Origin of the sequence: Chitinophaga sancti (assembly GCF_034424315.1) — a bacterium.
Classification (GTDB): Bacteria; Bacteroidota; Bacteroidia; order Chitinophagales; family Chitinophagaceae; genus Chitinophaga; species Chitinophaga sancti.
In genome coordinates this window covers 7,313,250-7,332,904 of record NZ_CP139972.1, presented here as the reverse complement: position 1 = coordinate 7,332,904, position 19,655 = coordinate 7,313,250, and the positions used below count along the sequence as shown (strand labels likewise).

17 protein-coding genes are annotated in these 19,655 nt (G+C 44.2%); 7 read left to right on the top strand and 10 right to left on the bottom strand.

Annotation, left to right across the window (positions count from 1 at the left end):
* Window positions 1-9: 9 nt before the first annotated feature.
* Together U0033_RS28905 and U0033_RS28900 are read right to left on the bottom strand one after the other, a co-directional pair.
* A complete protein-coding gene (locus tag U0033_RS28905) occupies window positions 10-864 on the bottom strand; it encodes a TssN family type VI secretion system protein (RefSeq protein ID WP_072361740.1) in 855 nt (284 codons plus the stop codon).
* Between the two features lie 117 nt (window positions 865-981).
* Window positions 982-1,938, bottom strand: coding sequence for a type VI secretion system baseplate subunit TssG (locus tag U0033_RS28900; RefSeq protein WP_072361737.1), 957 nt, complete (start codon window positions 1,936-1,938; stop codon window positions 982-984).
* Window positions 1,939-2,183: 245 nt separating this feature from the next.
* Between U0033_RS28900 and U0033_RS28895 the strand changes: the two genes are divergently transcribed.
* The 3 genes from U0033_RS28895 (at window position 2,184) to U0033_RS28885 (ending at window position 5,503) form a co-directional block, all read left to right on the top strand.
* The gene (locus U0033_RS28895) at window positions 2,184-3,167 is read left to right on the top strand and encodes a PKD domain-containing protein (RefSeq protein WP_072361734.1); all 984 of its coding nucleotides are present in this window, start codon (window positions 2,184-2,186) and stop codon (window positions 3,165-3,167) included.
* Between the two features lie 10 nt (window positions 3,168-3,177).
* Window positions 3,178-3,609 (top strand): GPW/gp25 family protein, encoded by a 432-nt coding sequence (locus U0033_RS28890; protein ID WP_072361731.1) that lies wholly within the window; start codon window positions 3,178-3,180, stop codon window positions 3,607-3,609.
* Window positions 3,610-3,670: 61 nt separating this feature from the next.
* Window positions 3,671-5,503 carry a type VI secretion system baseplate subunit TssF gene (locus U0033_RS28885; RefSeq protein WP_072361728.1) on the top strand — a complete coding sequence of 611 codons (1,833 nt, stop codon included), beginning with the start codon at window positions 3,671-3,673 and terminating at the stop codon, window positions 5,501-5,503.
* 173 nt (window positions 5,504-5,676) lie between these two features.
* Here the strand turns inward: U0033_RS28885 and U0033_RS28880 are convergent, their stop codons facing one another.
* The 5 genes from U0033_RS28880 to U0033_RS28860 form a co-directional block, all read right to left on the bottom strand.
* The gene (locus U0033_RS28880) at window positions 5,677-6,663 is read right to left on the bottom strand and encodes a lytic transglycosylase domain-containing protein (protein ID WP_072361725.1); all 987 of its coding nucleotides are present in this window, start codon (window positions 6,661-6,663) and stop codon (window positions 5,677-5,679) included.
* 41 nt (window positions 6,664-6,704) lie between these two features.
* A complete protein-coding gene (locus U0033_RS28875; protein ID WP_143150734.1) occupies window positions 6,705-7,577 on the bottom strand; it encodes a hypothetical protein in 873 nt (290 codons plus the stop codon).
* 127 nt (window positions 7,578-7,704) lie between these two features.
* Window positions 7,705-9,087, bottom strand: a complete 1,383-nt coding sequence (locus U0033_RS28870; protein WP_072361720.1) for a DUF5458 family protein — start codon at window positions 9,085-9,087, stop codon at window positions 7,705-7,707.
* A 23-nt stretch (window positions 9,088-9,110) separates the two neighbouring features.
* A complete protein-coding gene (locus U0033_RS28865) occupies window positions 9,111-9,554 on the bottom strand; it encodes a hypothetical protein (protein ID WP_072361717.1) in 444 nt (147 codons plus the stop codon).
* 49 nt (window positions 9,555-9,603) lie between these two features.
* On the bottom strand, window positions 9,604-12,042 hold the full coding sequence (locus tag U0033_RS28860) for an AAA family ATPase (protein WP_072361714.1): 2,439 nt from the start codon (window positions 12,040-12,042) through the stop codon (window positions 9,604-9,606).
* Window positions 12,043-12,582: 540 nt separating this feature from the next.
* Between U0033_RS28860 and tssD the strand changes: the two genes are divergently transcribed.
* The 3 genes from tssD (at window position 12,583) to U0033_RS28845 (ending at window position 14,575) form a co-directional block, all read left to right on the top strand.
* Window positions 12,583-12,975 carry a type VI secretion system tube protein TssD gene (gene tssD / locus U0033_RS28855; RefSeq protein WP_072361711.1) on the top strand — a complete coding sequence of 131 codons (393 nt, stop codon included), beginning with the start codon at window positions 12,583-12,585 and terminating at the stop codon, window positions 12,973-12,975.
* Between the two features lie 607 nt (window positions 12,976-13,582).
* Window positions 13,583-14,230: a redoxin domain-containing protein gene (locus U0033_RS28850; RefSeq protein ID WP_177318605.1), complete on the top strand. Its 648-nt coding sequence runs from the start codon at window positions 13,583-13,585 to the stop codon at window positions 14,228-14,230.
* A 57-nt stretch (window positions 14,231-14,287) separates the two neighbouring features.
* Window positions 14,288-14,575: a hypothetical protein gene (locus U0033_RS28845; protein ID WP_072361705.1), complete on the top strand. Its 288-nt coding sequence runs from the start codon at window positions 14,288-14,290 to the stop codon at window positions 14,573-14,575.
* On the opposite strand, the gene U0033_RS28840 is transcribed toward U0033_RS28845, so the two are convergent.
* The 3 genes from U0033_RS28840 to dnaK all read right to left on the bottom strand — a co-directional run bounded on the left by U0033_RS28840 (window position 14,544) and on the right by dnaK (window position 18,848).
* Complete coding sequence (locus U0033_RS28840; protein ID WP_072361703.1) at window positions 14,544-15,758, bottom strand: DUF6807 domain-containing protein; 1,215 nt, start codon at window positions 15,756-15,758, stop codon at window positions 14,544-14,546. The genes U0033_RS28845 and U0033_RS28840 overlap by 32 nt on opposite strands.
* 6 nt (window positions 15,759-15,764) lie before the next feature.
* Window positions 15,765-16,775: a dipeptide epimerase gene (locus U0033_RS28835; protein WP_072361700.1), complete on the bottom strand. Its 1,011-nt coding sequence runs from the start codon at window positions 16,773-16,775 to the stop codon at window positions 15,765-15,767.
* Between the two features lie 171 nt (window positions 16,776-16,946).
* Window positions 16,947-18,848: a molecular chaperone DnaK gene (dnaK, locus tag U0033_RS28830; protein WP_072361698.1), complete on the bottom strand. Its 1,902-nt coding sequence runs from the start codon at window positions 18,846-18,848 to the stop codon at window positions 16,947-16,949.
* Window positions 18,849-19,032: 184 nt separating this feature from the next.
* Here dnaK and U0033_RS28825 point away from each other — a divergent pair, with 184 nt between their 5' ends.
* Window positions 19,033-19,617: a porin family protein gene (locus U0033_RS28825; RefSeq protein ID WP_072361695.1), complete on the top strand. Its 585-nt coding sequence runs from the start codon at window positions 19,033-19,035 to the stop codon at window positions 19,615-19,617.
* Window positions 19,618-19,655: the final 38 nt, after the last annotated feature.

Genomic DNA, 19,655 nt, shown 5'->3' with positions numbered 1-19,655 from the left:
ATGTAGGGATTAATTGATAATAATTCGGTTACAAATAATAACGCTGTTTTCCTGCATTCCATTCATGAATACAGGCTTATCCGGATCGAGTGTTTTGGCTGTAAATGCCCATTTTGATTTCAGGTGAAATACCCAGCCATATGGTTGTCCGTTTGCATCCACTACGTCAATCGGCGTATTGGGATAACGGTCGTTGTAATCATTGATAAAATGATAGAAGAGGTCGCCGAGATCCATCTTAATCGGTGTACGTGCCCGGAAGTAGGTGCGGTCATGATCAGTTACTTTCTTCTCCAGTTCAAAACCAATTACGATCAGATCGCGCATATCATCTTCATTCACTTCAGGTAATTCCTGGTAAGCGGGATATTGCCACCACTTGAATATCTTAGCTGGAATGGCCATCATCTTTTCAAAGGTCTTATACACAAATGTAGGCAATGCAAATGCGAACATACAGGTGAGTAAGGGGTAAAATGAAAACTCTCCTTTTGCAAATAAATGCTGGATGAGTATGAAGCCAATTCCACCAAACAGCCAGATGGCTACAATGAATGCCAGCTCTGATCCAAATGAATCGTCACTGCCCCAGAAACGGGTATACATGAGGTTACAATGTACTATGCCGAGGCCCAGAAACCATACTTCGTAGAAGATATACTGGCTCATGGAATTCTGGTGTGTAAAGAGGAACGGAATGGAGCTGATGACAGCAAATACCAGTACCATAATAGCAAGGTACCAGAGTGCCTTTTTCTTATATAGGGAAAAGTTTTTAATATAACGGCTTAGCAGACCCACTATCAGGGAGCCGATAGCCATAAATGCCGCCAGTACAATGTAGATCTTAGCTTTTAGTATCATAGTTTATTTCCTCGGAAAGGGTTAAGCCTGTTGGATGATCTGGGGTTGGAATACTCCGTTGGGCCCGGAATCATACCATAAGGGTATATAACATGCAAAAATAGTTCCATTAAGTGCCTACAGGTAAAAATTATAGCCGCCCAATCCTTCCTTCTCCCGGGAGTCTGCCATAAAGGCCTTGCGTTCATCTGCGTGAGGTTCAAGTATAGTTGCTACTTCTACATCAGCTGGTACCAGGAATCCAATACAGGTCTCTAACAGTTTGCCGTATGGCTGCCAGGGAAGAAAGTCGTGTACCCTGTGCTGTTGCAGGGGGCCAATGGTAATTTTCCAGACAGGCATATCTGTATAGAAGAGGTCACCAGTCATTGAATCCATGCCCAGCCTTGAATTACCAAGGGGCACAGCAGCACCAGTTTCCACAGCAGTAGACATATCTTCCTGGACAATCTTTACCGGCTCGTCCAGTATTGCCTTCAGGTAAAGTTGTACCAGGGGCAGATTACCTGCTATGCGGTAAATGTATGGCAACAATTTGACCAACTTTTTCAGTGCTGTTTTTGGCAGATCAGACCTGATACCCCAGAATGCCAGGAACAATTCATCTGTATCTTTTCCGAATGCATCAAAGAGTAAATGTTTTTCTTTCTGCTCCAGGAAAACTCTTTGTAGAAAAAATTCGTTCTCAAGCGGGCGAAAAAACTTTCTTGCTTCCTGTTGTTCTTTTTGCTGACGCTTGTAGTTGAGCACCATTTCCCTTACCGAGCGCTGTTGCTGCTGCGGTGTAAACTGGTGGAAGATGCCCTCCGGTAAACGATCGTACAGTCCATCACGGGAAAGGGTAAGCGAAATAAATGGATGGTAAGGTTGCGAATCATCCAGTTGAGCATCTAAAATATCTTTATTGAAAGACCTTACAAATACATTTTGATTTTGTACGGCAATTTCTTCGGCACGCACATGATTATCCAGTAACTCTCCTACTACTACTTCGGCACGTACATCATGTTGCAATTTGTTGATATGGTCTATTACTTCCTCCAGTACCGCGGCTTTTTGGGCATTATTTACCATACGGGTTAATTTAGGTTTTTCCTGATCTCTTATTTTCCAGGGTTACATACTAACAAATATCACCAGATTTCACGGATTCAAATGTTAAAATTTCAACTACGAATTTAGGTAGTTTATTAATTTCTCTAAAAAAATATTTAAAATTGCAGAAATACGAGAAACCTATGGCCCCAAGAAAGTCCGCAAATGAGCGAAAAGTTACTACGTATAGACCATTCAGCAAGATAACAAACCATATCGACCCAATGGTTCTGTACACATTCCTGGCATTACTCAGCATTAGTATGATCATACTGGCTTTCCAGGTTACCGGCCGTGAAGATTGCAGTCAGATCAGCATCGAACTGGCAAGCCGGAACAATGCAGGAAAACATACTTCTTTCAGTACAGGAGAAGTAATCACTTTTAAGGCAGCCACTACCGCAGGCAGCGACAGCGGACTCACCTGGGATTTTGGTGATTCCACAGCTACCACTTCAGGGCTACAGGTTTACCATGCATTTACCAAAGCTGGCACCTACATGGTCACCTTATCACATGGCAAGTGTACATGGAACCAGGAGGTGATTATTATTAATGCTTTAGCAGATAACACACCTGCGCCAGCCGCCGACCTCTACCCCACAATCGATGGTCCGGAAGAAATATTGGCTGGTCGTGCTGTTACTTTCACCAATAGTACAGCAAATGCCAATACATGGCAATGGCAGCTGCTGCAAAGAGGTGCTGAAGTGCATAGTGGCCGTAGTGTTACTTACACATTCTCTTCCCCGGGTGAACGTATTCTGTCACTGATCATCAATGGCGATAGCAGTAAGATGGTGACCAAGCATATCATGGTATTCCCTGCACAAAGCAATCACAAGGTACCAGACTTTACTCCCATGCCATTTCCTGATGAGAATAAGACACCAGAGCCTGCGCCCGTACCTGCTGCGCCAGAGAAGCCTAAAGTACCATCCGTTTCAGATGATGAATTTAAGTTTATGCTGAGCCAGGTGGTGGACAAACAAAAAAACGCCAGCGATTTCTCCGCATATCTTTGTGAAAACATCAATGCAAGAGTATTGCTGAATGATAAGGATACAGATACCTTCAGTCATTTCTGCTCACGCATTCGCGGCAAGAGAAGGTTTAAGATTGAAGTAGTAAACCTGATCAAAGATCAAAACGGTTGTGTGAAGGAAATACGTGTGCGGTATGACAAGAAATTCTTAGGCATTTTTTAATCATTAAAAAATGAAACAGCAGTATTATAAATTACCGATGGACTTCTCCAGAATTTTGCAGAAGCAGGATTTGCCGGATGTGAACCTGGAAGAATCTGTAGGACAACATATTCAGTTGTTAATCACAACCGTACTCGGGGAAAATAAAGATGATCCCCAGTATGGCTGCCAGTTGTGGGACAGCGATTTCGATATCAGGGCGTCGAACAATGAAGTGAAGGAACAGGTAGAATTGTCCATCAGGGCATCTATCAACAGGTATGAGAAACGACTGACACAGACCAGGGTAGTGGCGCAGATCAGTCAGGAGGAATTAATGGGGGTCAGTGCGAAGAAGGTAAAGAAGAAGATAAGAGTGACAGTAACGGGTGTGTTGGCGAGGAATAAAACTGAGTTCCACTATAGTAGTTTCTTTTACGTAAGCCCATTGTCGTATGATTAATTTTATTTTTTCAGGAGGAAATGCCGTGTTTGTAATTTATTAAACCTAAACCCTTAACCCCTTGGCAAAAGAACAAAAAGAACGAATCAAAGACCGGATGCTTAAAACAGCCGCCAGGCTGTGGGGATACCCTGATGCAGAGGTAGAAACCTCCTTTGATCCCATTGTACAATTACTGTTGGAAGCCTGTGCCAGTGAACTGGAAAAGATCCAGGGTGAGGCAGAGGTTTCCCATGCAAGACTGGTAGAACGGCTGGCACAGATCATGATGCCGGAACCCATTACCAGTAGTCAGCCAGCCTATGGCATTCTGCATGCCAGCTGCAATGAACGTACAGCCTCCCTGACGCCTGAGCACCAGTTTTTCTATTCACTGAGGAACGGCTTTAATAGCCAGGACCTTTTTTTCATGCCCCTTGCACATCAGCGCCTGTTCCGCGGACAGGTAAAATATAGCGTGATTGGTGGTAAATTGTTTGAGACCAGGGACCATTGGTTCAAGGAACAGGTCCTGCAAGGCAATTTACAGGCCGATACGCCGCCTAATCATCTTTGGTTGGGTCTAAGTATGGAAGGCGCCCATACCTCCGCAGAAGGGCTCTCATTTTTCTTTGATCTGCGAAATGTACACCTGCAGGAAATGTTTTATCATTACCTGCCACTGGCTAAATTTTATGTAGGGGAAACGCAGCTTCAGGTAAAAAGTGGTTATACTCATAGCAAGAGTGCTGCTGAAGAAGACCTGGAAGCCATTATGCAACCGGCTTTCGATACCAATACACGCTATGGACAGCAGGTATTACAACGTTTTAAACAGCATTTTCTGACCATTACCAGCACGGATCAATTACCAGCCGCCATGCCTTTTCCGCCTGCACTGCATCATGTATTTGGGCAGGCCAGCAGCAGATTGCAACAGGAGATTGTGTGGATCAGGATTGAATTCCCGGAAACTATCCGGCACTCTTTACTGGAAGACATCTTTTGCAGTATCAACAGTTTTCCGGTGGTCAATAAAAAACTGAACGAGCAATCACAACGACTAAACAAGTACCTGAACATTATGCCGCTGCACACCAACGATATTTACTTTGATGTGAAACGTGTATACGATGTAGCAGGCACCGATTACCATGTGCGTAACTTTACGACTAGCGGAGAAATGCAGGAAGGGGAACTGGTAATCAGGAGCAGTGGAATTGGCAGGTTCGATAGCCGCGAAGCAAAGGAGATCATTGCTTACCTGATTGAAGTAATCAGGGATGAAAGCTCGCTCTTCGAAGAGGTGCGCAATGACTATGTAGCCAGTAGAATGAGAGAACTCCACCAGCTGATTGCTTCGCTGGAAGAACAGTTACAGCCTACGGCCAACAGGGGGAATATTCCTTACCTGATGATCAAGCCAAAGGAAAATGCTGATTATTTGTTTTTAGAATTTTTCACTACCAACGGGAGCACTGCCAATAATATCCGTATGGGCAGCAAATTGCAGGAGTATGGAAGTGTACAGTTACAACCTAATTCTATCGCCCTGCTGTCGAATACGCAGGGGGGTAAGGACCGTCTGAGTATTGATGAAAAGATCAATTTGTACAGGTATCATTTGCTTACACGCAATAGAATAGTAACACCGGAGGATATGAAGGCGATGGTGAAATTTGTGATGGGTAAGGAACTGAGAGAAGTGAGCATTGTGAAAGGAGTGTCTGTAAAACCAGGTGCTTCTGAGGGGTATAGCAGAACACTGGATATCAAGATTACGTTATCGAAACCGGCGAACCTATATGCGGAAGGAAGTTTGTTGTATATGAAGGATGAGATGTTGCAGCAATTGAAAGAGAATGGAACGAATAATTATCCGTATAGAATATTTATGAACGATGTATTGATGTAATAAAACATTCATGAAAGACAGCGTTCACCAACGGGCATGAAAGTCATTTTCAGAAATAACAAGAGGCTGTATCATAATCCAGATAAAGCCTCTTGTTATTCGTATCCCTGATGGAGTCGGGTACCCGTTTAAGCAATTCTCAGCCGTCATTTTTATTTATGAGCCAAGCTCTTTTATATTTTCTGGAGGCGCACCTCTCCTCCTGTTTTTAATGTTTCCGGCGTCACTCCTTTCTTGCCCCCGGCATCGCAAAGCACGACCATATTTCCAAATCCAAGATCTACATAAATACGGTTACTCACCAGCCATCCTCTACCGGATAATTTTGTTTGTTTCCTGATATACACACCATTCGCCTGCAGATCATCCAACAACAGTATACTTACCAGCTGCCCATCTTCAAAGCTTTTACTGCTCTGCATCTTAGCTGCCAGTGATGTAACCGCTACCTTTTCTGATTTTCCGCCGATATTGATTTTGATACTCCTGAATCGTTTATCTGATTCTAATGCAGAACCTGCATTAAAAACTGATGCATTTACTGTTGTTTTATTGAACACATTGTAACCGAATTCAGGAATGTACAATTCAGGATATTCAAATAATTGCTTTATGGCAATGATCTTGTAAATGTACTGTGCCGTTTCGCTGTTCAGTATCAGCTGGTAATAATCACTACTACCCTGCTTGCGGATATTGCGTGAGATATTGCCTGCGCCACAGTTATACGCTGCAGCAGCCAGTGTCCAGGAATGTAGCTGGTTGTAAAGTTTTACAAGGTATTTACAGGCTGCATGTGTAGATTTCAGCAGCTCATTCCGCTCATCATTCGAATCACTTACATCCAGTCCTAAGGTAGTAGCAGTAGCCGGCATCAGCTGCCACACGCCCTGTGCACCTACGATAGATGTGGCATTGGTAAAACCACTTTCCACGATAGGCAGGTATTTAAAATCTTCTGGTATATGGTACTGCTGTAAGATGGGTACAATGAGCGGAAAATACTGCTCTGATCTGGCCTTTAAAGCTGGCAGAAAATTACGGTAACGAAGATGACCCTTTATCACATCCATCAGCCTGTAATTGACAAAATCACGCTCCATAGGCACAGATTCTCCGCAAAAGGCTACCTGCTGTGCAGACAGTCCTCCTGTTATCATACAACAGGCACAAACAAGGATTATATGGAGATAGCGCCGGATCATTTAGTGACCATATATTTGGGCAGCCCTGTCATTGGCACGTAGAGAACAATCTGGCTCTTTGTTGCTGCATTGTACATGATGAAGATGAGTTCATCAGCTTTCTTCAGTACGGGTGCAGGTGTTACAAACACTACGTTCTTCTCATCTCTTCCTCCAAAAAAAGAAGGTCCTTTTTTGTATGCAACAGGCAGGTGATGCAGTGTGGCAGTATCGGTATATACTTTATGCATGATCGTTATTTTACCCACCTGGTAAGGTGTACCACTTTGGTTCTTAATCCTGAAACACAAATACATCAGGTTATTCAGACTCATGGCCTGTGAAAACGTCACCGTAATACTCTCTGAGGTAGTTTCATACTGCCGCTGCACTTTCCGCTGCTTTATAAAGTCAGCAGCGATGTTGCCTACGGTTACGGTATCAACATCCGGAACCGGGGTGTTATCATCTGCCGCCGGATCAGAAGTATTAGCAGTGGAGGAAGTGCCACCTGTCGTATTCTGGGCCCCGGTAGAGGTCCTGGATGCTGAAGCACCGCCAGACAGGTTGTACTTTAGTTTTGACAATCCAACCTTTTCCCTGTAGGCCAGGATCATGTAAAAAATATTATCTCCCTCCCTGATCACCAGGTTGGTCGGTCTTGGGTTTGCCACTACCGGCCGTATAAATACGACATTCCCATCTACGATGCGATAGTCGTAATCCGAATTTTTTCCATCGCCAATTTGAAATGTGCTGATGGAAGATCCACAGGTTATAAGGGTGACGGCGCCTTTCGTCGTGATAATACTGTCTGGCTGCGCTTGCCCTGAAGCATGGCCCCACGACAATAAGCAAACACAGAGTACGCCTGTTAGCAATTGCTTCATCTGACTTTTTCCTTGCTTTTGTTATTATGTTTACATCAGTGATCACGGCTTAAAAAACAGGCTCCCCCTCCAGGAGGGGGAACTACAGTTTGTTTATCATCAATAAGTTAATTCGCCACGAATCATTTTATGCTTTATCCTGCTCATATTCTGTATTCCAATCATTCCCATCATCCCCTTTGTGACCATCCATTTTAATGAGGAAGTTCTTGGCAGGGAAGTATGGTTTCAGGTGTATATCCAGGTGAATACGATCTTTTTGCGAAGGATCCTGCTCAAAGCGGCGGATGTTGAAATCTTCAATCAGTTTATCCGGCCCCGTTATACTGTCCAGGAAGCGGATGATCTGTTTCATCAGGTCTTTGCGGGTATTTGCATTGAAGTTTTCAAATGCACGGCGATTCAGGAAGTCCATCAATACTTTGGTCACGTAGTCAAATACGCGTACGACAGAGTAAGTCTGCAGACCAATGTTATCACCATTGAACAAAGTTTTTGCACTGAAAGCCATTACCTTGCCGTATTCCTTTACCATTGGGATGAGGCCCATTTTTTCAAGGCTAGCAATTTCGCTTTTCTTCAGTTCGAATTTCACACCATCTACTTCGTTGATACCACCAAATTTCTTACCGGCAGTAACCTGTGACATGAGTGTTTTATAGATCTTACCTGCCAGTGCGCCGGAAGGTGGAACGTATAAATTGTCCTGCTCATTGATCTCGTCGAACTTACCACGGCCTACAAGCCAGTTGGCAGTCATAATCACATTAGAACGATGAATCTCGCCACCTGTCAGGTTAGCCAGTTCAAACATTTCCATGACGTCATCAGGCGCATCCAGGTGAGAGAAGTCTGTTACCAGCATGGCCTTGTTTTCGTAAGCGATCTTTGCCCATTTCTCCAGCACTTTGTTAGAGCCTAAGTAACCCGGCAGGATCAGGAGGCTATAGTTATCACGCAGATCGAGACGATCATAGTTCTGCACCAGTTCCTGCTGAATGGCATCAATGAAGCGGGTATTATCCAGGTCTTTAATCTGATCGGCCTCAACGTTGATGAAGGATATATTCTTCACCTTGTCAGACTCTGTATTTTTAAAGAACAATGCTACGTTGCGATAGGACTGTTCCAGTTCCCTGGTGGCTTCTACCGCTTCTGCCAGGTTGTGGGTCAGTACATTGCCTGCCTGTTCGGAATGTTCAGTACAATAGGTTACCATATCGGGGAGGTCCTGCGCTTCAGTGAGCACTTTTTCCCAGAGTTCCAGTGTTTTTTTCAGGTATTCCCTTTCTCCTTTTTTGGAGCTTTCGGTCAGGAAGATATTGCGACGGGCTTTGCGTTCAGGGTTCAGATTTTGTACACCTTCAATGGTGCCTTCCAGCAGATCAAATCCACCGTATTTGGCAAGTATATCGAGATTTTCCTGTAGAGATGCAGATTCTTTTTGTCCGGGCGCGGTTTGCAGTTGTTCTTCCTGCTGTTCCCCCTGTTGTTTTTGTAATTCTGTCATGGGTAAGAATTAAATGGTACGAACTACTTTTTCAGATCAGCAAGCAACTGCCTGACAGAACCGAGTAAAGCTTCTCTGGCGGAAGGATCTGCCAGTGCTGCTTTCAGGATCTTGTTTGTTTTCAGGTGTTTCATGATCCTGAGATACTGCTCTTTCTCGGTAGCGAGGTCGTTCAGGAATTTGCTCTGGGCAGTAATCCCTTTCACGCCAAAATCACCCAGGTTATGGAATTCCAGGTTTTCGGGTATGGTACGGCCTTCGGCATCACGATAGAGCATATTTACAGCGGGTTTATAATGCTCAAACACATCTTCCACAGTGGTTAATCCCTGTACTATCTCCGGTTTAACAGGGGTTTGCCGGGTCAACTTTTCAGCAAACAAGGTCCGGTTATGGGAGATTTCAACAATGGCCTCATTGGCGTCGAGCTTTACCTCGGTGCCGCCAATTCCGTAATTATCATTCATAATAAATGGTTTTTACTACAATAAATGCGCTATGGTTCTACTTTCTAAGTTAACGAATATCCCAGACTAATCCGCCATTCCCATCCACATCCAATACTACTTTGTGATGTGGTTGTAAACTCCCTTCTATGATCATTTTTGAAAGCGGCTTCCGCAGTTTGGCACGAATCACTTCTTTGAGTGGCCTTGCTCCGTACTGGGGCGAATATCCTTCTGCAGCCAGCTGTTCCTTTGCTGTAACAGACACTTCTAATGCTATTTGCTGTTGCTTCAGCAATTGCAGCAGGTGTTGCAGATGGATGTCAAATATCTTTACTACATTTTCTGCCTGTATTGGTCCGAACGGCACTATTTCTGTCAGCCGGCCTAAGAACTCAGGGCGGAATTTTTTTGCCATTATCTCCATCAGCTGTTGTGATGGCGGGATAACTCCGTTGCGAAAAGAATCAGCAATTATTTCACTCCCTATATTTGAGGTAAACAACACAAGGGCATTGGAAAAATCGCCGGTCTTACCGAGGCGGTCATGCAATTTCCCCTCATCCATGATCTGTAAAAAAATATCGAATACGGAAGGATGGGCCTTTTCTATTTCATCAAACAATACAACAGCGTAGGGTTGCTGGCGGATTTTATTTACCAGCAGACCACCTTCTTCATAACCAACATAACCCGGAGGGGCTCCGTACAACAATGCAGCTGAATGTTCTTCTTTAAATTCAGACATATCAAACCGGATCATGCTTCTCTCATCCTGGAACAAAAAATTTGCCAAAGATTTGGCCAGTTCGGTCTTCCCGGTACCTGTAGGGCCGAGGAAGAAGAAGGAGCCAATGGGCTGCCCTGGCCGGCTTAAACCTGAGCGGGATTCCAGAATGGCCTCAGATACGGTTTTCAGGGCGTGGTCCTGGCCCACAACACGTTTACGCAACTCCAGGTCCATATTCACTAATCGCTCCCTTTCAGATGATTGGATCTTGCCCAATGGGATCCCCGTGCTTTCGGCAATCATAGTAGCCAAATCCACGGTTTTAACCGCATTGTGGACCTCTGAAGCCAGCACATCCAATTGGGCCAGAATATCGCCTAAAACAGCCTTTAATGTGGCAATATCTTCTATCTTAGTGACCTCATGCCCGATATGGAGCCTTGTGGTCAACAAAGCACTTAAGCGTTGCATACATTGCTGATACCACCAGAGGAGTTCTGTGCGATCATTTTCAATCGTTTCAAACTGTTTTTTTAAATCATCTACTACTTGTCTGCCGGTATCTGCCGTTGTTCTGATAGCAGCCAGGGTACGGTCCAGTAAATTGATTGCACTATCCGGTAAGCTACGCTCTTTCAGGTAACGGCGTGACAGTCGGATAGCCTCTGTGATCACTTCTTTATCCACCGTCAGGTGGTAATAGCTTTCATAATCAGGCATCACTGCTTTGATCATTCTCGCGGCCAGGGCCTCATCCGGTTCAGCCAGGTTCATTGTTTCAAAACAATGCCGCAGCAGGCTATCTGGTTCAATCATTTTGCGGAAGCCCTCTGGTGTACAGGAACCGATCACGATGAGCTCTCCCTTGGCAATAGCAGCTTTAAGTACATTGCCCATGCCACCGGCAGAACCGGGTTGCTTATCCAGCAAGGTGTGCAGGTTGTCTATGAATAATACATGACGGCCCCTCTCCTTTAAGTGAGAAATGATCTGCTGTAACCTGTCTTCCAGTTCATTTTTATAAGCAGCACCAGCTATAAATGCGCCATAGTCGAGTGCATAGATATCAGTATCTTGTAACTGGGCAGGCGCTTGTTTTTGCACAATGGCTTTTGCAAGTGCTTCTGCCATGGAAGTCTTGCCCACACCACCTTCACCAATCAGGAGAATGCTGGAACGACCTTTACGGGAAAGGATCTCCAGCATGGTACGCACTTCTGCATCCCTGCCAGCAAGTGCATGCTTCATTCGCAGGTACCGGGGATCAGTAAGGCGATAAATATATTTCAGTTTTCCGGCAGCTGTCGGTTTTGAAATACCATTCAGATTTGGCTGCGGCACATCTTTGATAAAATGTGTAAGCAGTTGTGTACGCTGTACCGGAAATGATTTGAGTTGTTCGAAAGTAAAACCCACACCAGGGGTGCTGATTGCTACCAGCAGGCACCAGGCATCTGCCATATCCAGATCGTATTCAAGCCTGATTGAATCCGCTTCCTGCAAGATATTAGTGGCATTCTCATCAGCCTCTGGTTCATCCGGAATGCGGGATCCTTTCGGTAAACTATCCAGTCTTACTTCGGCCCATTCTTCCAGGTAATAGACATCAACGCCCATTGCCTGCAAGGGTGCAGTGAGATTTAGTTCTTTATGCAAACATGCCAGTAAAAGATGTGCAGGCGTATATTGCACATGCTGATGTTCTTTGGCGAGGGCCTGAGCAATACGTATGGCGGCCTGCACCTCTGGAGCGTGAATTGTATAAGTAGCCAGGGTCATTTGGATGATTCAAGGTTTTTCTAAAAAATATTATCCGATCAAGGGTTAAGTCTATTTTGGGTCATTGTTTCGCAGTAAAGATACGCGAAAATGTATATAAATTATTTAATAAGCGGTTAATCAGCAGGGTTTTCCACTTTACTGTCAGAACGATAAAAGTTGATTCTCCATTACTATAATAAATACGGTAATAGTTAAACGACTACATTTCAATTAGGTTAAATCACAATTCAAGTTAAACACAAATTTAAATTTCTTGTCACTTTATAATTAATCATTAAACAACAAGCATTGATTTTTTATTTTATTAACCCCATGTAGCATTGTATTTTAGTAGAAGAAGCAAGGGCGGAAAGATCGACTTGTTCAATGCAGTGGGTTACAAATAAAATTTAGAATATCTATCAGAATAATTATTTTTGTGATGCCCATTTATCCTTATAAAGATATATCATCTGCGTTAATCCGGCATCTGAAATTGATATAACCCCAATTCATTTGCTGCACCATAAATTTATTGTTAAAACAAAACCTTCAGGTATGTCATTCAAAGCAGTAATGCGATTAGACGGAGAAGAAATCAATGTACTGGATTGTCAGTATTCTTTTACCCAACACACGGACCATAATGGTAAACCCGCTGCCCGCCCTATCGGAGGTTCATTGACTGTATTGCTTGAATCAGATGGCGACACCAATCTGTTTGATTGGATGATTTCAAATACGCAAACCAAGAGTGGCAGTATTATCTTTTATCGTCGCGATGCGATGTCTAAAATGAAAGAGCTTAAGTTTACCGATGCCTATTGTGTAGAATATTTTGAGCATTTCCAGGCCAGTGGTGAAATTCCCATGCAGGTAAAACTGGTACTCTCTGCCAGAGAACTACAGCTCGGCAGCTCTACATTCCAGAATCCATGGCCACAGGCGTAAAATAGGTGAACCGTATGGCAGACAAAGTGTGCCATACGGTTCGGCCCAATAATAAATACACAAAAATCATGTCATGATCATTTCAGGACTGTTATCATGTATAACCGTTCACGTTACTGTTCAGTTGAATGTCGTGAAAACCCGGTACTGAAACCGCTGCAGACCACAGGTATTTTGAATCAGCCCTTAGTGCTGAAAGAAGCCATATTACGCATTCGCAAATAAGCAGACAATCATCATCAATGATATAGATACAAAAATGAACCGCTTATTTGGGGCAGATTGGAATCAGACATAGATAAAATCGGGCTCCTATCCCCCCTCTCTTCCGAAATATCCAATACAAACACCTGATAATCAATCTTAAAAAATATTACCCTACAAAGTTGGTGGGGTAATAATAATTCCCTTATCTTTGTGATGTTAATAACAGGCAATCATCTAAAATTTAATCACATGCCTAACAGGACAACATCAGAAAAATTCAATGGCCAATTTTGTTCTATAACCCCAGATGCCTGCTGTTGTATGTGCATGTGATCCCAGCGTTTTATTCCGTTTCTTAAAAATCGAACTACCATTAACAATTCAAATCAACCTTACTACCATGGCCACTAACAATAATAACTTATATAGATACGCCGACATCGCTCCTGAATTCGAAATTGAATTTTTTCCTAAAAGAAGTCAGGACAGAACACCGATCAAACCATTACAGGCAGGTGAGACCTTGCCTTCCTTCCATATACATAAAAAGAACATCATTGCTACTTCTGATACGCTCAAATCACTGAATGGTTCCCTGCCTGTTACACAGGTGATAGATCGTCCGCTGGTGCTGGCGTTCCATTCTATTCACTGGAATAATTATGGTAATACCCTGCTGGAAAAACTGCAGGAAGTATATGCTGATATCCGTGTACTGGGTGGTCAGCTGGTAGTAGCAACAACTAATGATAAACAAACTTTCGAAAACGCCACTGCACAATACCAGCTGCCATTTGCGACCATCTTTGATCAGTACAATGGTATTGCAAAAAAAGCAGGCCTGTATGCTACCACCGATCCTATCTGGGATAGGGTAGCGGGTATCGAAGCAGATGTACCGGTTCCGGGGATCTATGTTCTCACTCCTTCCCTGAAGATTGTGTATGCAAGTGTGGATAAGTGGTTTGACCAGCCGTTTGCAAAAGAAGCTTTACTCGAAGCACTGCAGGCGGCTAATCAGGAGCAGGAACATGCTATCGCGATTTAAAATCTTATATATTAGAGCAGTTAAAAAAGCTTTTGTCTTTCGGCAAAAGCTTTTTTTATGTATATTACTATCATGTCTACCAAACGTCATGATGAGGATGTATCCACCTGGACCACTGTTGTCTGGACAACCCTTCTGACCCTGATTGGTTTTGGCTTCGCCCTCCTGCGCTATATGCAGTTTTACCATAATTTTGATGCCGGCAGTTTCAACCAGCTATCCAGGTTAGAACGGTTTATATTCCGGGCCACCGGTCAGTGGGGCCTCATTGCCATCCTGCTCCTGATGGGTTTTGTAGGGCTCTTCAATGCGATTATTGCTTACCGTGAAGTAAGACGCAGGTAACTTTCGGCGGATGTGCAAATGCCTGCCAGGCGGCCTCTGATTCTGCTACTGACAAGTCATTGTCGAATACGACTACCCGATACCGCTGGCTATATTCCCGTCCGTAATGCATTCTCCACTCTTTCATTTTCGTAGGACTATAATTCAACATCAATTCCCCATGTTCTGCCTTTTCATCCCATACCCTTAGCGGTTGCGGTGCGTCAAAATTGTCAGGTGCACAGAGGATTAACATGCCAGAACGACCTTTGGCTGTATGGCCGGTTATTTTCACCCAGCGGGCACGGGTGCTGTCTGAATTATTGCGGGTCTTGCCGGCATCTGTCAGCAAAGTGGTATTATCCGCTTTCCAATCCGCAGTAGCTCTTAGTCCAAATCCCCCTCCATACCGGTATTGCTGCATAATGATTTCGTCCAGGCCGGCACAATTGAGAGTAGAAGTATAATCCCATATATAGCGGGCGGAATCAGCCCCGCTGTAATACACTTTTACGTCCAGCAACTCATCCAGTGCCTTTACGTCTCCTGCCATATGCTGTTGCAGTGCTTTAAATCCGCCATATACCTTCCCCATGCTTTTACTTACAAAACTCACAAAATCCACGCGTCCTTCTTTTTTCTGCATGTTCCAGAAATCAACTTCTTTTTCTCTAAACAAGGCATGGGTAAAGGGATTCCAGATGCCGTAGTGATGTAGGTGATCCCTGGGCTGGATATTGGTAAGCACCTGACTATTGGGTGCCCATAAAGGATGTATAAACCCACTGCGATGGTAAATAGTATCTATACCAACTGTATGGTATTGTAAACGTGCCTTCCCCATTTCAGAAATGGTTAGTACACCGGCCGTATCCAGTGCCCAAACCAGGTCGATAATTACTTTGACGGGATATTTTCGTTCCTGTAGTTCAAATACGCGGGTTTCTCCAGGTTTTGTATTGCTCATCAGGATAAACCAGATCTTCCCGGGTTCGATCTGAAAGGGGGTAATAAGGCGTTCCTTTCCTTTGACCTCTACCAGCTCCACCTCTTCCCAGTCCATTATCAACGTATCAAATGCACAGCTAAGAGGTAAATTTGCAGCAGGATATGCTCCTGCTTTTACTGTAAATCGGGCTATCAGTTGTGCCTGCACATGGATGGTGCAGCCCAGCAACAAAACAAGGGTGATTATATTTTTCATAACGGACTATTTCAGGATTGCACCTGTACCGGGCCTGTCGGCATAGTAGATCTTACCATCTACGATCTTCACGCCATCTGCAACATCTTCCGCCAGTAACAATGGCCCATCCATATCTACATAATCCAGGTAAGGCAACAGGTGAGCGACTGCCGATGTACCTACTGTACTTTCGTTCATACTCCCTGTCATCACTTTCAGGCCCAGTTCCCTGGCCTCAGCGATCATCCTGCGGGCAGGCGTGATGCCCCCACACTTCGTCAGCTTGATATTGATGCCATGGAACAGGCCCTTGCAGGCAGCTACATCTGATTCGGTAATACAGCTTTCATCAGCAATCAGTGGTAATGCAGATTTCGCAAATAACTCTTTCATCCCATCCCTGTTTTCAGCAGGCATGGGTTGTTCTATAAACTCTACGCCCAACTCCGCAAAGGCGGCCGCGTTTCTTAAAGATTCATCCACCCCCCAGGCACAGTTCGCATCTACCCTGAAGATGGCATTCGTATGTTTGCGTAATTCTTTTATAATAGCAATATCATCCTTTGTTCCCAGTTTAATTTTGTAGATCGGCCAGGGAAATTCCTGCAGTTTCTTCACCATATTCTCTACCGTATCAATCCCGATCGTATAGTCGGTCATTGGGTTATGAGAAATGTCCAGATTCCACACTTCATACAGCTTTTTTCCCTGCATTTTCGCATACAGGTCATGGGCTGCCAGGTCTAGTGCACAGAGTGCAAAGAGATTGTCTTTCAGCAATGGATACATGGTTTCCCAGAATGCTTCGGGCGTAGTAAGGTGGTAGTTTTCTATAAGCACACGGTGGGCATTGATGTCCTCCATGAGTTTAGGAACGGTGATGTGATAATAGGCATTATCGGCAGTTTCTCCCAGGCCACTGCATCCATCCTGCTCAAGGGCTACGACCAGTAAGGGCTGTACGTCTTTGGACTTGCGTGAGATTGTGAAAGTATATCTAAACTTTAATTCAAATGGATGTAGTGTCAATTGCATAGGATATAAATATAATAAATTATTTCTTGCACTTTATTCCTAAAAAAGCCGCTGCTGGTCGGGTTAATGGCTTGTGGCTGCCTTCTAAAATTACGGTCTATACCAATAAGTAAAAAGGGCAGTATCAAATGATACTGCCCTTTTAAACTATCTATAATCCTAAAGTGAACCTTATTTCACTTCTTCAAATTCTGCATCGGTTACACCGTCGTTGCCAGCTGTGCTGCCATGAGGTGCTTCCTGGCCGCCTTGTGCGCCGCCCTGAGCATCCTGTGTAGCTTTGTACATTTCTTCGGAAGCTGCTGTCCATGCACCGTTCAGTTCAGTTACTGCTGCATCTACTGCTGCTACTTCCTGAGTTTTGTGCGCTTCTTTCAGCTTAGCGAGTGCTGCTTCGATAGGTGCTTTTTTATCAGCAGAGATCTTGTCACCATATTCCTTCAGTTGTTTTTCTGTCTGGAATATCAGACTGTCTGCCTGGTTCAGTTTCTCGATCTTCTCACGTGCTTCTTTATCTGTAGACTCGTTAGCTTTCGCTTCAGCCTTCATCTTTTCGATCTCTTCCTTGCTCAAACCGCTACCTGCTTCGATACGGATGTTCTGGCTCTTACCAGTTCCTTTATCTTTTGCAGTTACGTGCAGGATACCGTTCGCATCGATATCGAAAATCACTTCGATCTGAGGAACGCCGCGTGGTGCAGGAGGAATATCGTTTAGAATGAAACGACCCAATGTGCGGTTCTGAGCAGCCATAGGACGCTCACCCTGCAGTACGTGGATCTCAACGCTAGGCTGGTTGTCAGCTGCAGTAGAGAAAGTTTCAGATTTCTTACTAGGGATAGTTGTGTTAGACTCAATCAGTTTGGTCATTACACCACCCATTGTTTCGATACCCAAAGAAAGTGGGGTTACGTCCAGCAACAGTACATCTTTTACTTCACCGGTCAGTACACCACCCTGGATCGCAGCACCAATTGCTACTACTTCATCAGGGTTTACACCTCTGTTAGGTTTTTTACCAAAGAATTTCTCTACTACTTCCTGGATCTTAGGGATACGGGTAGAACCACCTACCAGGATCACCTCATCGATTTCGGAAGCACCCATACCTGCATCTTTCAGTGCTTTACGGCAAGGCTCCAGTGTTCTTTCCACCAGGCTATCGCTCAGCTGTTCGAATTTAGCGCGGGTCAGTTTCTTCACCATGTGTTTAGGCACGCCATCAACAGCGGTGATATAAGGCAGGTTGATTTCAGTTTCCTGAGAAGAAGAGAGCTCGATCTTAGCTTTCTCTGCTGCTTCTTTCAGACGCTGCCATGCCATTGGATCTTTGTGCAGGTCAACCGCTTCGTCCTTCTTGAACTCTTCAGCCAGCCAGTCCATGATCACTTTATCGAAGTCATCACCACCTAAGTGAGTATCACCATTGGTAGATTTTACTTCAAATACGCCATCACCCAGCTCCAGTACGGATACGTCGAACGTACCACCACCTAAGTCGAATACAGCGATCTTGCTATCCTGGTGTTTTTTATCCATACCGTAAGCCAGTGCGGCTGCAGTAGGTTCGTTGATGATACGGCGTACATTCAGACCAGCGATTTCACCAGCCTCTTTTGTAGCCTGACGCTGAGCGTCATTGAAGTAAGCAGGAACAGTGATAACTGCTTCGTTTACTTCCTGACCCAGGTAATCTTCAGCCGTCTTCTTCATTTTCTGAAGAATCATTGCAGAAATTTCCTGCGGTGTATATAATCTGCCGTCGATGTCAATACGGGTTGTACTGTTTTCACCTCTGGCTACTTTATAGCTCCAGTGAGGGATTTCATTAGACACTTCGTCAAAGTGGCGTCCCATAAAACGCTTCACTGACATAATAGTGTTTACAGGGTTAGTGATAGCCTGACGTTTTGCTGGGTCACCTACTTTTCTCTCCCCATTCTTCAAAAACGCTACCACGGAAGGGGTTGTTCTACGCCCTTCATCATTTGCAATTACTACCGGCTCGTTACCTTCCATTACGGCAACGCAAGAGTTGGTAGTTCCTAAGTCGATACCTATTATCTTTCCCATAGTTTATATAATTCTCGATTGTAGTTGTAGATAGATTGTCTTCTTTCCGCTATAAGTCAATGATTATGCCAACGGGATATGACATGCAATTATGTCAGTCGAGGTTGTCAGTATCGTGGAAGCCCCTACACATAAAGTTTCGGCATAATATTTGATTTTCTAGCCCAAACTTTAACCTTATATTATGAAAAAATCTATTCTTGCTGTACTGCTGGTAGCCTGCGCTGCTATTAGTGTAAAAGCACAAACCCTCACTTTTGGCGTAAAAGCTGGTTTAAATGTAGCTAAACTCACAAATATCGATGATTCCCACACCAGGGCCTCTATTTACGGTGGTGGTTTTGCCAATTTTGCGCTCAGTGACATGTTTGCTGTTCAGCCAGAACTTATGTACTCCGGTCAGGGATATTATTACAGAGATGCATACAATAATAAGTATACTACCAAACTGGGTTATATCACCATCCCTGTAATGTTCCAGGTACACCTGGTAGAAGAGTTCTATCTGGAAGCAGGTCCTCAGGTCGGTTTCCTGGCAGCAGCCAAAGCAAAGGCAGGCAAAGTTACTGTTGATGTCAAAGATCAGATGACAACTGCCGATTTCGGATTAGGTTTTGGGCTGGGTTACCAGTTCCCAATGGGTGTAGGCGTTTCTGCGCGCTATATGTTTGGCCTGACCGATGTATATAAGAATGCAACTGATGGGCATAAGAACAGCGTAGCAAGCGTAGGGCTGACCTATACCTTCAATAAGAAATTCAAGTTATAATCACATCTATTTTAATAGAAAACGCTCCCGCCTGAGGT